Origin of the sequence: Psychrobacter sp. TB55-MNA-CIBAN-0194, from assembly GCF_040309505.1 — a bacterium.
Lineage (GTDB): Bacteria > Pseudomonadota > Gammaproteobacteria > Pseudomonadales > Moraxellaceae > Psychrobacter > Psychrobacter fozii.
Genome location: NZ_JBEOOW010000001.1, coordinates 135,459 through 150,138, shown reverse-complemented (window position 1 = coordinate 150,138; position 14,680 = coordinate 135,459). Strand labels below are relative to the sequence as shown.

Below are 14,680 nucleotides of genomic sequence, written 5' to 3'. Positions count from 1 at the left end.
CAGCGAGCTTTGAAATGCTTTTCTCTAACTCTCAGCATCCACCAAACCGATTTTTCGAGCAGAAAGCGCTGTCTGCCACTGCTGATAGCGAACGCCTTGGTTTTCCACTTGTTGTGATGCCGAAGCATTTGCAATGTTTGAAGTCTCATTATTCACGTGATTGGCAGTCCGGCGAGTATCACTAAGCAGTTTTACAATCAGTCCCTCTGTTGCATGACTGGCAATCTGATCAAGCTTACGCAATGTGCCACGGTCAGGCAGCGCTTTATTATGAATACCAAGTAAAACTTGTACAGGATGACTGTCTAAATACGTCTTTAACCGTGCCATATCATCACGATCATCTAATATGCCAAAATTTTCCACATCGCCTTCAAGCGTGTTATCAAGACCTGATTGCCACCAATTATTTTGTTCGGTTGGATATTCAAGTAGCGCAACCAGTTTCTTGCCAGCACTCACGGTTGCTTTTGGCGCGACAGGGGCAGGTGCTTCATTAAAATCATCGGCGTCTACCACATGACGTTGCCAAAAATTCAAAATCTTCTGATAGTAGGGCAGTTTGATATCCAAACGCATTTTTTTACGACGGAACATCAAAGCACAAAACGCCCAAGCAATCGCTCGTGGTACGATGCCATACATCAGCAAGCTACCAACCAATAACCCCGCCCATTGCCGTGCAACAGATAGCGGCATGGCATCTGTTACCAATCTGCTCTGTGCGATAGCCATACTGTCCGGCACCCCAAATCCCACCATACTAGGTAGCCAGCCCAATATCTGAGTCAAAGTAATAAGCGCCTGATCAGACAGTAAGGTCGACTCCCAACTAAAGCTGTACTGGCGCACAATCAACAAAAACACAATCGCCAATAGCATACCGGTCAACGTTGCTAGCCACAATTGATGGCTAAATCGACCAAGATACCATCGCATACCACTATGCTGCAATTGACGTTCGTACAAGTTAACCGCTGCCTTAGTCACATCATCCTTGCCACGTATTAGGTAACTGGGACTGACAAAACTGGCAAACCAATTAGAAGATTGCTTGCCTTGATTAACCAAAGTCATGGCGAGCCAGCCCAAGAGCATAATAGTATGAAACCCTAATAGACAAACCAACACATAAAAGAAGTTAACCACATTGGCCTGTAATAGCGTAAACAGCCCTAAAAATCCTGAAATACACCACACCACGCTCATCACGACCATGATGCCTTTGATACGGCCGTCAATCTTACCCAAAACTTGTGCCAACGCGCCGTTACTATCGATACGTGAGGCTCGGCGCTGCAGCTTTTGGATGGGTTTGCCATCTTCGCCTTGCAGTTTTTCTGTGATGAGTAGCGGGTCAGTGGCAAACACATGCTGCTGCGTCTCAAGCGTGCGTACCAACTCAGTCAATTGATCTTGGGGTGATAGCATAATGCGATAACATCCGTATAAAAGCGTTGATTTAGAATGGTCATAATTGATTATTGTAGCGTATATATAATAACGATAGCCTTTATATCAACGATTTTATTTTTGACACCATAGCGGTCTTATAATTGGTAAATTATATTCATAAATGCCGAATCTTTAAACATTTCCATCATGGTAAAGACTATAAAAGTGCGCCAAAATGAACGATAAACTAATAAAAAATCGGTCAAAAATAATCTAAAAAAGGAATCATCATGAGTAATAAAACTTATCTAATCATCGGTGGTACAGGTGGCATTGGTAAAGCCATGATAGAGCAGCTAACCGCCAGCACGATGCATGACACACTTGTCTTTGCTACTCACCATAAGAATATACCTGATTTTGAAGCACCCAACTTACAGTGGATATCGATGGATGTCTGCGATGAGAGCAGTATCGAGCAAGCGGCTGACATCATTAAACAGCAAACCACTCATATCGATTGGGTCATTAACTGTGCGGGATTATTGCATACTGACACGCAGCAACCGGAAAAAGCGCTACGTCAGATGGAGACTGATTTTTTCTTACAGAATATGCAAGTGAATGCCTTAGCGAGCTTGCTGATTGCCAAGCACTTCAAACCACTACTGGCGAAAGCTAAACGTAGCAATGACACGCCCGTCATTTTTGCAACGATATCAGCGCGCGTGGGTAGTATCAGTGACAATCAGCTAGGCGGTTGGTATAGCTACCGGATGAGTAAAGCAGCACTCAATATGGGAATGAAAAATCTGAGTATCGAATGGGGAAGGTCACTCAAGGATGTATGCGTGGTTGTCATGCAGCCAGGAACGGTCAATACGCAACTCTCAGCCCCTTTTCAGAGTAATGTGGCTGACGGACATTTATTCTCGCCAGCCTATAGTGCAGAGTGCTTGTTAGAAGTATTGAGTAATATGACCGCTACTCAATCAGGCAGCTTTGTAGATTGGGCTGGAGAGTCGATACCGTGGTAGTTATAAAGATGGTTTCACAGTATTGATGCTCTATATATTGAGAGTTAAGAGCATCAATATTGATTTAGGTCATCAAATACAACAAGCCTAAAACAAACAAAGCCGCCATAATCAACAGTAAAAAGCTTAGTACTTTACTCGTCGTAGAGGACGCACCTGTACTTTCCTTTTTTACTTTAACTTTTTTGACAACGTGCAGAACCATTTTCACATGCTCGATATTGTCTTCGAGATAATGCTCACCTTCTGGTACAAACCCTAGAGATTCGTAGAAGCTAATTAAGTAAGCTTGTGCAGAGATGATAATAGGGCGCTTTTTACCGTATTTTTTACGGCAATGCGCAATGGCATGATTCATCATATCTCGTGCTAAACCGTCCCCTCGATGCGCGGCTAACACAAGCACTCTGCCAATAGAGGACATAGAGGCATCGCTTACTTTGGTCGTAGCATCAGATGATGATAAGTTAGACCGTAACTTATTAAACTCAGGCGGGATAATGCGACAATACGCCACCAATGCCTCGTTCTGATGCGCAATCAAATGCAGACAATCAAAATCCAGCTCATCCATATCTTGATAAGCACAGTTTTGTTCGACCACAAACACTTGTGAGCGGGCTTTTAAAATATGATACAGATCAACAGAGGTTAACTCATCGAACGTTTTAATAGAAAAGGTACAGGTCATAATTAAGCAGCTTTTAGCGAATTGTTTATTGAGGTTAAGTACAACATTAAATGGTGGTTAAATATTGGAACATTTCAAGTAATGCGCATTATAACGATTTAAGTACGTATTAACCATTCCTAACCATTTAAGGTTTGACTGATTTTGTCCAAGTTTAAGCTGTCTGACATCGCACTAAAGATTTCAAAATACTTGCCGCCTTTATCATATAGCTCTTCATGCGTGCCCGTTTCTACCACTTGGCCGTTTTCTATCACGACTAAGTCATCGGCATCGATTATTTGAGCGATATTGTGCGAGACCATAATCACGGTTCGGTCTTTTTTAATCAGATCTAAGCTCTTTTTGACTTGTTGACTGGCTATCGCATCTAGGCTAGCAGTAGGTTCATCCAAAAACACGATGGGCGGATCTTTTAAAAACATACGTGCCAGCGCAATACGTTGCTGTTGACCACCGGACAGCGATTTTGCCGTGCTCTCATAGCCTTTGGCTAAAGCGACAACTTGATCATGTATAGAGGCTTTTTTTGCCGCAATCACGATGTCTTCTTTACTAGCATTCATATTGCCATAGCGAATATTTTCGCTAATAGTGCCAGAAAAAATATGATTACTTTGTAGCACCAAGCCGATGTTTTGGCGTAGCTCATGAGTGTTACACGCTGCCAAATCATGTCCATCCAAATAGATCTTGCCAGCGTCCGGCTCATAAAACTTCACTAGTAGGCTGATAATGGTACTTTTGCCAGCACCAGAGAGGCCGACCAAAGCCGTAATGCGATTGGGCCTGATGGTAAAGCTCACATCTTTTAAAGCTTGAGTGCCATTGGGGTAGGTGAAATCAACGTTTTTGAGTTCGATATGACCTTTTAAATCAGTGCTCTTGATACCATCGATATTTTCGACTTGCTCATCGTCTTCTAGTATGTCGAAGAACCCTTCGGCATAGGTCAGTGCATTATTAATCTGATCATAGATACGGTGCAGCTGACGGATAGGGGCGGCGACATTTTGAAACAGCATGACATGAAACAAAATCATACCGATGGTCATCTCGCCCTTTAAGACAAAGTAGGAGGTCAGTAGAATAATCACCACCACACCGATCTGCTCAATGAAAGTCTTTATCGCATCATAAATAAAACCAATACTACGGATACGCAGTTGATTGTCAGTCATGTCTTTTTGAATGGTGAAATGTTTGTCAGCCTCAATCGACTCACGGACAAAGGACTTGACAACACTGATAGAGTTAATCAGTGAGATAACGAGACCGCTTTTGGCCTCTCTAAAATCTCGCATCTGCCGACGAAAGCCACGCAAACGTTGTGCTTGCTTTTGACTGATGAAAAAGTAAATCGGTATGATAATCAGACCGACCAGACCGATCCAAAAGTTGGTCGAAAACATAATAATCAGCGATACGGCAGCACTGGCAAACAGCGGTAGCATATCGATAAAAAAGTTTTGTACCAAGCTTGTGAGACTGTTTACGCCATAGTCAATACGGGTTTGCAATTTACCACTATCGTTTTCGCTACTGGTATAAAACGCCATACGATAGGTAAGAATACGCTCGATGATGCGCTGAGACAAATCACGTGATAGATTGATACGAATCTTTTCGCCAAAGAATCGCTGTCCAAACGATATAAATATTGAGAGTATCTCTTTGGTTAAGAGCACTGCACTAATAATGCCAAGCATGCGCAGGCCTGCTTCCCAAGGCTCAGTAAGCGTTGCGATTTCGGTCAATGTATCGACAGCATAACGCAGTACAAAGGCATTGACTTGCGCGGTGAACGAGCCGAGTACCGTCAACACCAACGTTAGTATAATTAATGCTTTGTAAGGCGCTGCAAATATAGCAAGCTTTTTGAGAATATCCCACAACAGAGCTCGCCGCTCAGTTTTCTTGAGCGGCGGCTGATTGTTCAATGGGGGTTTGCTAAGTTTAGGAGTGGTCGACATTTTATTAGGTTAAAGTAAACGGTCTTAAAAAGCTATGGTGAATAACAACTATGCAGATTAGATGCTTAAAACGCATCGGCTGGAACAAAAACCTCACCAACCATTATACGGCGGGCAGAGCGGCTCATAGAGACTTTTTTGGCTTGCCAGCGGCCATCGACTTGCTCTGTTTTTCCACCGACTAGCAACGTACCTGATGGGTGACCAAAACGCACTTCATCGAACTTCTGACCACCAGCGGCCTCATTTACCAATGTACCTTGAGTGGTTGCCGCTGCTGCAATGGCGACAGCAGCTGTACCCATCATGGCATGATGCAATTGCCCCATGCTCATGGCGCGTACCACCAAATCAATCTCACCTGCATCGACCGATTTACCACTAGAGGCGGTATAGCTCTGTGCTGCGCCTACCCAAGCGACTTTGGGAATATGTTGGCTGGTCTGCGCCTCGCTCACGTCTTTAAACAATCCCATCGCCACACCGCCTTTGGCGCGAATTACCTCAAGTTTGGCAAGTGTCTCGCTGTCGCTATTAACGTCGCCTTGCAACTCAGTACCCGTAAAGCCCAAATCTTCAGCTTTCATAAAGATGGTCGGGATACCAGCGCTAATAAAGGTGGCTTTGACGCTATCGACATTTAGGCCACAGCCAGTTACATCGAAGTCATCGACCAAGTTACCAGTAGGGAACATATCGCTAGTGGCATCTACAGGATCGATAAATTCAATTTTGACCTCGGCGGCTGGGAAAGTTACGCCGTCTAACTCAAAGTCGCCTGTTTCTTGAACTTGTATCTTATTTTGTGCATCCAAATAAACAGGTACATGTGCAATGATGGTTTTTCCAATATTCTCTTGCCAGATACGCACTTCACAAATGCCGCTATCTGCATTGTCATTGATACTGTTATTGATCTTGTCAGCATCGACCAGACCCATATTAATGGCACAGGCACCGACGGCTGCAGTTAAGTTGCCACAGTTTCCTGCCCAGTCAATCATAGGTTTGGCGATATTAACTTGCCCGAACAGATAATTCACATCGTGATCTGAGCTAGAAGAGGCCGATAAAATGACCGTCTTTGATGTGCTAGAGCTACCATTACCCAATCCATCAATTTGTTTACCGTAAGGATCTGGACTGCCGATCACACGTAGCAAGAACTTATCACGTGACTCGCCAGCGACTTGGCAGCGTTCGGGTAAATCAGAGAGTTTAAAGAACGTGCCTTTTGAGGTACCACCACGCATATAGGTGGCGGGGATTGAGATTTGTGGGGCGAATGTATTTTTATTATTTGACACTTTAAAGTCCTTCTAAATATTTTGTAATGGAAATATTGATTTTAAATAAGGTCTTCGCTCACAAATCGTATTTATCGAACGACGATATAACTAAAGTAGGTTTATAGTCAGCGAATGAACTGGATTCTTGAATCCTTAATTTACTAATAGATTTAACAATATCTGGAGAAATACTTTCGGTGTACAGCGTTACAGACAAAATATCATACCAGTTTGCAGTTTCAGCATCTGTGTAGAATAAAGACCTGTTTTTCATATTAAGTCCTATGCTTGTTTGGTTCATAGCATTTTGGGTTTCGATACGAATATTTTGATCCTTAATGGCTTCAAACAATTTTAACCATTCATCTTCTAGCTTAGGGAACGTTGCTAACTTGGCTAGTTCTTTCAAAACAAATCTAGCATCTTTTTTTAACTGAGCAGTTTGTACGTTTTTCATCCAACCCTGAGAGCTAAAATATTCTAGAGTGCTTAAATCAATGGTTTCAGGCATTGTTTGTATAATTCGACATGCATTCGCAAGTTGATGATAATAAAAGAGCCATTGATAATGAGAAGAAATATGGTCTAAATTCAAATAACGGACACCGTCATATTTGAAAACATCAACTATTAAGCTCCGATATAAAAGATCAGCAATAGTTTTTGATTCCCAAGCACTGAAAGTAAGAAAATTGCAGTTGTTTGCAGCTATTCTTAATATGAGCGATAAGTTTCCTTCATTGACATAGTCACTTGACACAGTAATAAGCCTTTTTATTCATTAAACTATATAAATATACGCTAGTAATATCTAGTAGATTTTTTTAGCTAATTCAATATTTCATAAAGCTAAGTTGAAGCATAAGCTCACACTAATTGATTTAATCACTATTGAACTTGTCAATTATTTATTAGCGATAGAAAATGCTATAGTTTGTTTTTATAGAAGAATGTTATGACACTTAAAAGTTTGGATATTATGATTTTAAGTAGTACAGATAAAGCTACTATTGAGCATATTTTAAAAGACAATCCTGACTTGTCTTATGAGTTCGTACGTCAATTATTAATTGCTCAAACAGAGGTTGATGCTGGAAAAGTTAAGCCTTTTAAATTTGGTTGAAATTAATGATCTCAGTAGTGATAACGACAAGAGATAATCGTAAGATAATTATCATCGACGGCATATACCAACCGATTGGCATCATCGATGCGCCTTGACCAAAATCCTGATAGGTTTTCTTTTAGCGGTTCAGGTTTACCAATGCCTTCAAACGGATTACGCTTACATTCGGTGATGAGTTTATTAATACGTTTGAGTGTTTTTTTGTCTTGGGTTTGCCAGTATAGGTAGTCCTTCCACGCGGCATCTGTCCATGCTAGTTGCTCACTCATGATTAGACCTTTTGGATTTATTGAAGTCTTTTAGTTTAAGCATTCTCAATGTCGCTATCCGTAAGCTCATTATCTTCTGCTGTGTCAATTAGTTCACGCTTAACCGTTTTTCCAGCTTTATACTGGGCAATAGAGTCCGCTAAGTGCGCCGCATTGGCAGGAGATTTTAATAGATAGACGGTTTCCATCAGGCTATTGTAATAGTCTAGTGACATAACGACCGCATCATCAGCGTCACGGCGGGTTACGATAGTGGCGTTGGCATCATCGTTTACCGTATCTAGAACGGACTTTAGGTGCTTTCTGGCTTCTGAAAAACTAACGACTCTCATGGCTTACTCCTCTCACGACATACTTCATAACTTGTACAATATATCGTACATATTACGCTATTGGTGAAGCAAACTCAACATTTAGCTATTTTTCAACATTAAGATATAAGTAAGAAAGCTCAGTGTGTAGCGTGCAAACCATTTTTTGAACTAAGGCTTTAACATTAGCAAATAAAAGCCGATGTCATATAAACAGGTTATACAACATCGGCGACTTTTATACTTTGCTACTTATCACACTAAAAACTACAGGATAGCCTTAGACAATATCGAGCGTACCTTCGATAAACTCTTTAGCAAAGCGTTGTAGCATACCGCCAGCGTTGTACATTTTTACTTCGTCAGCAGTATCTAAACGGCAGATAATTGGCGTCTCAGTGGTACTACCATCAGCACGATGGATTACCAACGTCATTAACCCGCCAGCAGAGACTTCGCCCGTTACATCAAAGGTCTCCGTACCATCGATATTTAATGTATGGCGAGTAGCGCCTTCTTCGAACTGTAATGGTAATGCACCCATACCCACTAAGTTTTGACGATGAATGCGCTCAAAATCTTCGGCAACGACCACTTCTACACCAGCGAGACGAACACCTTTGGCAGCCCAATCGCGGCTTGAGCCTTGACCATAGCCGTCACCTGCGATGATGATGAGCGGCTGCTCACGGTTCATGTAGGTCTCAATCGCTTCCCACATACGCATGACTTGACCTTCTGGCTCAACACGCGCCAGTGAGCCTTGGATAACCTCACCATCTTCATCACGCACCATTTCATTCAATAGCTTAGGGTTGGCAAAGGTAGCACGTTGTGCGGTTAAATGGTCACCGCGATGGGTGGCGTATGAGTTGTAATCCTCGGCAGGCAAGCCCATGGTATCTAAATATTCACCAGCAGCTGATGCACCCAAAATTGCATTCGACGGTGACATATGGTCGGTTGTGATGTTATCACCCAACACTGCCAACGGACGCAAACCTGTTAGCGTATTCTTTTTCGCCATTTTTCCTTCCCAGTATGGTGGGCGGCGAATATAGGTCGTCATTTCACGCCAGTCATACAGTGGACTTAACGCTTTTCCTGTGTCTTTTTTGGCTTCATCAAACATAGGGATATAAACAGCATTGAATTGCTCAGGCTTAACTGCTTTGGCTACAATAGCGTCAACCTCATCATCATCAAACCAAATGTCTTTTAGATAGACATCATTGCCGTTCTGATCTTTACCCAATGAGTCTTTTTCGATATCAAAGCGAATGTTACCAGCGATGGCGTAAGCGATAACCAGTGGCGGCGATGCCAAGAATGCTTGCTTGGCATATGGATGGATACGACCATCAAAATTACGGTTACCAGATAGCACTGCCGTGGTAAATAAGTCGTTATCGATGATTTCTTTTTCGATATCAGGGTCCAGTGCGCCACTCATACCATTACAAGTCGTACAAGCAAAGCCAACCACATCAAAGCCGATCTCTTGTAGCTCCGGCATCAGGCCTGCTTCTTCTAGGTACATTTTGACCGTTTTTGAGCCGGGTGCTAATGATGATTTTACCCAAGGTTTTCGTAACAAGCCTTTGGCATTAGCGTTACGGGCGACGAGGCCTGCTGCTACCATGTTGCGTGGGTTTGAGGTATTGGTACAACTGGTAATTGCGGCGATAATAACCGCGCCATCTGGCATCATGCCATCTTTTGGTTCAGGTAATTTATCACCTTCACCGTGAGCGATACCTTTGGCAACCAAATCAGTGGTCGATACACGCGCATGCGGACGCGAAGGGCCTGCCATATTACGTACGACTGCTGATAGATCAAACTCAAGCACGCGTGCGTATTCGGCTTTTTCCATGCCGTCAGCCCATAGGCCCGTTTGCTTGGCATACTGTTCGACCAATTTGATCTGAGCCTCAGAACGACCGGTTAGGCGTAGATAGTCGATGGTTTGCTCATCGATATAGAACATCGCTGCGGTGGCACCATATTCTGGTGTCATGTTGGAGATAGACGCACGGTCGCCCACGGTTAATTGGCGTGCACCGTCACCGAAGAATTCAATATAAGTAGATACCACACCGGCATCACGCAAAAACTCAGTCATCGCGAGTACCAAATCCGTACCCGTAATGCCTTTTTGCAGTTTGCCCGTTAATTTGACACCTACATAATCTGGTAGGCGCATATATGATGGGTTGCCCAGCATGACGCTTTCAGCTTCCAATCCGCCTACGCCGATGGAGATAACCCCCAAGGCATCAACCATTGGGGTGTGGCTATCCGTACCAACCAAGGTATCGGCAAAAGCGACTTCTTCACCCGCTTTGTTTTTTACCACTTGTACGACAGGTGACATTTTCTCTAGGTTAATCTGATGCATGATGCCATTGCCCGGTGGCACGACATTCACATTGTCAAAGGCGTACTGACACCAGTTGATAAAGTGAAAACGGTCATCATTACGGCGCTCTTCAATGGCACGGTTTTTCTCAAATGCATCTACTTCAAAGCCTGCATGCTCAACAGCCAATGAATGGTCAACGATGAGCTGAGTCGGTACGATTGGGTTTACTTTAGAGGGGTCACCGCCTTGTTCCGCGATGGCATCACGTAGGCCAGCCAAATCCACAAACGCAGTCTGACCCAAGATGTCATGACATACCACGCGGGCAGGGTACCAAGGAAAATCGAGGTCTTGTTTGCCTTCGATATGCTGCTTTAGGGCATTGGTTAACTCTTCTGGTGGGCAACGACGTACTAGGTTCTCACACAATACTTTTGAGCAGAATGATAGCTTGTCATACGCGCCAGCTTCGATGTTTTCGACAGCCTCACGGGTATCAAAGTAATACAAATCAGTATCGGGCAGTGGCTTTTTAAAGGGTTCATTCATTGGTTGTACTAGTGCATTGTCCATAAGTCACCTTTGGCTGTTGGCTGGTTGGAATATTAGAGCAAGTTTTCCATTAATTTAGTAATACGGTCTTAAAAATCTTTATTATTTTATATTGCACTTAATGTTCGAATATATTTGCTTGGCTTCTTGATTAGAATCAAACCCACCAAGAATAAAACTTTCTCCTATAGCGGCTTGGATCTGACTAACGTTTACTATCCTATTATCTACAATTAAGGCCATATATTCAGAAATATGGTGCTGTGCTATTCCACTCAGCTTTATGCCCGTTTCAAAATCAATAGTGAAATAAATACTTAGTTGGTTACCTTCATCAGGGTATAACTCAACTCTTTCGATATCATCAAATTTAACTAATGGGTCACCCACAATAACGGCTGTATCCTCATTTGGCTCATGTATGGTTGAGTCTATAAGATAAAGACCATTATTCGTTGTTTCATCAAACTGACTAACATTTATGCAATCAGTGCTATCTTGTAGGTTTTTAGTGCTAGTGCATGCTGTTAAAGACAACAAACAGGCTATAGTTAATGATATTGTTGTTTTCATAAGCTAAAATTCACGAGATATAATATGATCTCACCTCAATTCGTTTTCAGTTTCGACGAATTGAAGTGAGTGTGAAGTAATAATCTTAACGCGCGCTCATCTCTGGTACTGGACGTAACTCTTCACCCGTATATTCTGCACTTGGGCGAATGATACGGTTATTGGCTCGTTGCTCAAATACATGAGATGCCCAGCCTGTTAAGCGAGAGCAAACAAAGATTGGTGTGAACAGTTTGGTAGGGATGCCCATGAAGTGATAGGCCGATGCATGGAAGAAATCAGCATTACAGAACAGTTTTTTCTCGCGCCACATGACTTCTTCACAGCGTACTGATACAGGGTATAGCACTTCGTCACCGACATCCGCGGCTAGTTTTTCAGCCCAACCTTTAATCACAACATTACGTGGATCTGACTCGCTATAGATCGCATGACCAAATCCCATGATCTTGTCTTTGCGTGCCAGCATGGCCATCATCTCTGTCTCAGCTTCATCGGCTGAACCAAAGCCTTCAATCATATCCATCGCTGCCTCATTAGCACCGCCATGCAAGTGACCACGTAATGAGCCAATCGCGCCTGTGATACAAGAATGAATGTCAGATAAAGTAGAAGCACAAACGCGAGCGGTAAAGGTTGAAGCGTTGAACTCATGCTCTGCGTACAAGATAAGAGACACGTTCATAACTTTTGTATGTAGCTCGTTTGGTTTCTCACCTTTTAGCAGATGCAAGAAGTGACCACCAATGGTCTCATCATCCGTTTCGGTTTCGATACGCACGTTGTCATGCGTAAAGCGATACCAGTAATTGATAATCGATGGGAAAACAGCAAGCATGCGATCGGTTTGATCGTTTTCTTCTGCAAAGTCCATTTCTGTCTCAAGGTTGCCAAGCATAGAGCAACCAGTACGCAATACATCCATTGGATGTGCGGTCGCTGGGATACGCTCTAATACGTCTTTTAGTGCTTGTGGCAGACCACGCAAGCCTTTTAGTTTGGTTTGATAAGCATCAAGCTCAGTTTGGTTTGGCAAGTTGCCATAAAGTAACAAGTAGGCTACTTCTTCAAAGATGCATTTGTCTGCCAGTTCTGACACGTCATAACCGCGATACGTCAGACCTGAGCCTGATTTACCAACAGTAGATAGTGCCGTCTTGCCAGCGACTTGACCGCGTAGACCTGCGCCTGAAAGTTCTTTCTGTGCTGCCATGATTAAATTCCTTTTGTGGGTAGCTTTTTTGGGTGAAAAACGGTGTTTCCGATAATACTTTTATCGGTTAATGACTGACTATAGCGCCAGTTGAGCGTTACGCAGGTTGTTCAGGCTGTGGGCCACCTAAATCGACATTACAACGCTTAAATTCAGCTTCGATAGGCACGTTTAGCACTTCCATTGCGCTGCCTTCGCCTTCTGCATTATTAATCTTCATATACTTAACGCCAAGCGGTGACTCCATGAATGTTTGAATTTCCGTCATCTCTTCTGGAGTAGGTTCAGCCATCGGCGTTGCGATTTCTTCGCCATTCATGACGAGCAATTGCTCATTGCCAAAAGCAATCAACTTTTCCCCCACCTCTGATGTATAAAAGTCATCCAGCTCTTGCAGCTCTGCATCGGTAAACTGACTCTTATAGAAGCTATCAACTTCTGCTTTACCTAAGTCTTCATCGCGCGACTCAAGGCAGCTTACTTGCTCTGCGCTGAGTGTACCGCTATTGATAATCGGTGCAAATAATAGCTTGTTGACAGTGTCTAGCGTAATTGTTGTCATTACTATGTCGTCTTGAGTGGCGGGTGCAGCAGCCTTATCTGTGGCAACGACTTCAGCAGTACTTGCATCACTGGTTGTGTCGTCAGCGGTTTCTGGCGTTTTATCACAGCCCGTCGTAAGCAACAACGCGGCGAGCGTGCAGCTAAAAATTGAAGATTTAACGATAGAACTGGGGGTAAAAAATGACATAAATGACCTAAAGGTAAGTGAAGATGAGTGTCGTAAAGATAACAGCAATAGCAATGTGTCTTTTGGCATTGCTAGGTGCTAATTAAACTAACTAGCAACTAGCTGCCAATCATTGATTATTTATTATCAGCGAATAGCTTGTCCAGCGTTTGCTCAAATTCATGATAATTCAAGAAATCATACAATTCCATACGAGTTTGCATGGTATCGACAACTTTGTCTTGCGTACCGTCGTTCAGTAAATGCTGATAGACATTCAATGCCGCTTTGTTCATCGCACGGAATGCTGATAGCGGATACAGCACCATATCGACTCCAACGCCATGTAGCTGACCAGTAGTATATAAATCAGTCTGACCGAACTCAGTCATATTTGCTAGCACAGGAATGTCTAGTACATCGGTAAACTTACGATACATCTCGATATCGGTTAACGCTTCTGCAAAAATCATATCTGCGCCAGCCTCTTGAAACGCGACAGCACGTTCAACAGCGGCATCTAGACCTTCTACAGACAAGGCATCTGTACGCGCCATCACTACAAAGTCAGGATCAGTTTTGGCATCTAGTGCCGCTTTAAGGCGGTCGACCATTTCTGAGATACTAACGATTTCTTTGTTAGGGCGATGACCACAGCGCTTTTGTGCCACTTGGTCTTCGATATGTACCGCTGCCACGCCGGCCTTTTCCATTTTTCTGATGGTCTGAGCAATATTAAAGGCGCCGCCAAAGCCAGTATCAATATCAACCAGTAGCGGTGTATCAACGGCATCGGTAATGCGGCGGGCATCTTCTAGGACGTTATCAAGACTGGTCATACCCAGATCAGGCAAGCCAAATGACGCATTGGCCACGCCAGCACCAGAGAGATACAACGCTTGATGACCAACTTGGGTTGCCATCATCGCAGTATAAGCGTTAATAGCACCAGCAATTTGTAATGGTTGGTTATTATCGTTTTTTTGTTTTAAGGCACTACGGAAGCGCGCGCCAGCAGATGATAAAGTCATGTTGTAATCCTTACTTGGAGGGATGATATTCTCTTTATTGTTATCGATTATACCCAATTATCAGTCACTGGGAAGGGGGTTTTTACTGTTATTAATTACATAATCTAAATTATATATTAAACAAA

At 43.1% G+C, this 14,680-nt stretch carries 14 protein-coding genes; 2 read left to right on the top strand and 12 right to left on the bottom strand.

Annotated elements, in window-relative coordinates; all coding sequences use genetic code 11:
- Window positions 1–24 precede the first annotated feature (24 nt).
- Complete coding sequence (locus AAEY75_RS00570; RefSeq protein ID WP_352257711.1) at window positions 25–1,431, bottom strand: DUF2868 domain-containing protein; 1,407 nt, start codon at window positions 1,429–1,431, stop codon at window positions 25–27.
- Between the two features lie 254 nt (window positions 1,432–1,685).
- On the opposite strand from AAEY75_RS00570, the gene AAEY75_RS00565 reads away from it, so the two are divergent.
- Window positions 1,686–2,432: an SDR family oxidoreductase gene (locus AAEY75_RS00565; RefSeq protein WP_352257709.1), complete on the top strand. Its 747-nt coding sequence runs from the start codon at window positions 1,686–1,688 to the stop codon at window positions 2,430–2,432.
- A gap of 64 nt (window positions 2,433–2,496) precedes the next feature.
- Here AAEY75_RS00565 and AAEY75_RS00560 read toward each other — a convergent pair whose 3' ends face one another.
- From AAEY75_RS00560 to AAEY75_RS00545, 4 genes are all read right to left on the bottom strand, one after another.
- The gene (locus AAEY75_RS00560; RefSeq protein ID WP_352257707.1) at window positions 2,497–3,123 is read right to left on the bottom strand and encodes a GNAT family N-acetyltransferase; all 627 of its coding nucleotides are present in this window, start codon (window positions 3,121–3,123) and stop codon (window positions 2,497–2,499) included.
- A 119-nt stretch (window positions 3,124–3,242) separates the two neighbouring features.
- Window positions 3,243–5,096, bottom strand: coding sequence for an ABC transporter ATP-binding protein (locus AAEY75_RS00555; RefSeq protein WP_352257705.1), 1,854 nt, complete (start codon window positions 5,094–5,096; stop codon window positions 3,243–3,245).
- A 65-nt stretch (window positions 5,097–5,161) separates the two neighbouring features.
- Window positions 5,162–6,403: a 2-methylaconitate cis-trans isomerase PrpF gene (gene prpF, locus AAEY75_RS00550; RefSeq protein ID WP_352257703.1), complete on the bottom strand. Its 1,242-nt coding sequence runs from the start codon at window positions 6,401–6,403 to the stop codon at window positions 5,162–5,164.
- A 58-nt stretch (window positions 6,404–6,461) separates the two neighbouring features.
- Entirely contained in the window at window positions 6,462–7,145 is a 684-nt protein-coding gene (locus tag AAEY75_RS00545) for a hypothetical protein (RefSeq protein WP_197217196.1), read from the bottom strand.
- 195 nt (window positions 7,146–7,340) lie between these two features.
- On the opposite strand from AAEY75_RS00545, the gene AAEY75_RS00540 reads away from it, so the two are divergent.
- On the top strand, window positions 7,341–7,508 hold the full coding sequence (locus AAEY75_RS00540) for a hypothetical protein (RefSeq protein WP_197217339.1): 168 nt from the start codon (window positions 7,341–7,343) through the stop codon (window positions 7,506–7,508).
- 11 nt (window positions 7,509–7,519) lie between these two features.
- Here the strand turns inward: AAEY75_RS00540 and AAEY75_RS00535 are convergent, their stop codons facing one another.
- From AAEY75_RS00535 to prpB, 7 genes are all read right to left on the bottom strand, one after another.
- Window positions 7,520–7,780, bottom strand: coding sequence for a Txe/YoeB family addiction module toxin (locus AAEY75_RS00535; protein WP_037025847.1), 261 nt, complete (start codon window positions 7,778–7,780; stop codon window positions 7,520–7,522).
- A 35-nt stretch (window positions 7,781–7,815) separates the two neighbouring features.
- Window positions 7,816–8,112: a type II toxin-antitoxin system Phd/YefM family antitoxin gene (locus tag AAEY75_RS00530; RefSeq protein WP_197217198.1), complete on the bottom strand. Its 297-nt coding sequence runs from the start codon at window positions 8,110–8,112 to the stop codon at window positions 7,816–7,818.
- A 259-nt stretch (window positions 8,113–8,371) separates the two neighbouring features.
- Window positions 8,372–11,005, bottom strand: a complete 2,634-nt coding sequence (gene acnD, locus AAEY75_RS00525; protein WP_197217331.1) for a Fe/S-dependent 2-methylisocitrate dehydratase AcnD — start codon at window positions 11,003–11,005, stop codon at window positions 8,372–8,374.
- 105 nt (window positions 11,006–11,110) lie between these two features.
- Complete coding sequence (locus AAEY75_RS00520) at window positions 11,111–11,581, bottom strand: SecDF P1 head subdomain-containing protein (RefSeq protein ID WP_197217199.1); 471 nt, start codon at window positions 11,579–11,581, stop codon at window positions 11,111–11,113.
- Between the two features lie 85 nt (window positions 11,582–11,666).
- Entirely contained in the window at window positions 11,667–12,794 is a 1,128-nt protein-coding gene (gene prpC / locus AAEY75_RS00515; protein ID WP_352257700.1) for a bifunctional 2-methylcitrate synthase/citrate synthase, read from the bottom strand.
- 97 nt (window positions 12,795–12,891) lie between these two features.
- On the bottom strand, window positions 12,892–13,545 hold the full coding sequence (locus AAEY75_RS00510) for a DUF2059 domain-containing protein (protein WP_352257698.1): 654 nt from the start codon (window positions 13,543–13,545) through the stop codon (window positions 12,892–12,894).
- A gap of 116 nt (window positions 13,546–13,661) precedes the next feature.
- The gene (gene prpB, locus AAEY75_RS00505) at window positions 13,662–14,555 is read right to left on the bottom strand and encodes a methylisocitrate lyase (RefSeq protein ID WP_197217202.1); all 894 of its coding nucleotides are present in this window, start codon (window positions 14,553–14,555) and stop codon (window positions 13,662–13,664) included.
- Between the last annotated feature and the right edge of the window lie 125 nt (window positions 14,556–14,680).

Excerpts from the sequence above, each read along its gene's own strand:
- AAEY75_RS00570 (WP_352257711.1), bottom strand. The coding sequence starts at position 1,431 with ATGCTATCACCCCAAGATCAATTGACTGAGTTGGTACGCACGCTTGAG.
- AAEY75_RS00565 (WP_352257709.1), top strand. The coding sequence starts at position 1,686 with ATGAGTAATAAAACTTATCTAATCATCGGTGGTACAGGTGGCATTGGT.
- AAEY75_RS00560 (WP_352257707.1), bottom strand. The coding sequence starts at position 3,123 with ATGACCTGTACCTTTTCTATTAAAACGTTCGATGAGTTAACCTCTGTT.
- AAEY75_RS00555 (WP_352257705.1), bottom strand. The coding sequence starts at position 5,096 with ATGTCGACCACTCCTAAACTTAGCAAACCCCCATTGAACAATCAGCCG.
- AAEY75_RS00540 (WP_197217339.1), top strand. The coding sequence starts at position 7,341 with ATGACACTTAAAAGTTTGGATATTATGATTTTAAGTAGTACAGATAAA.
- AAEY75_RS00535 (WP_037025847.1), bottom strand. The coding sequence starts at position 7,780 with ATGAGTGAGCAACTAGCATGGACAGATGCCGCGTGGAAGGACTACCTA.
- AAEY75_RS00530 (WP_197217198.1), bottom strand. The coding sequence starts at position 8,112 with ATGAGAGTCGTTAGTTTTTCAGAAGCCAGAAAGCACCTAAAGTCCGTT.
- acnD (WP_197217331.1), bottom strand. The coding sequence starts at position 11,005 with ATGAATGAACCCTTTAAAAAGCCACTGCCCGATACTGATTTGTATTAC.
- AAEY75_RS00520 (WP_197217199.1), bottom strand. The coding sequence starts at position 11,581 with ATGAAAACAACAATATCATTAACTATAGCCTGTTTGTTGTCTTTAACA.
- prpC (WP_352257700.1), bottom strand. The coding sequence starts at position 12,794 with ATGGCAGCACAGAAAGAACTTTCAGGCGCAGGTCTACGCGGTCAAGTC.
- AAEY75_RS00510 (WP_352257698.1), bottom strand. The coding sequence starts at position 13,545 with ATGTCATTTTTTACCCCCAGTTCTATCGTTAAATCTTCAATTTTTAGC.
- prpB (WP_197217202.1), bottom strand. The coding sequence starts at position 14,555 with ATGACTTTATCATCTGCTGGCGCGCGCTTCCGTAGTGCCTTAAAACAA.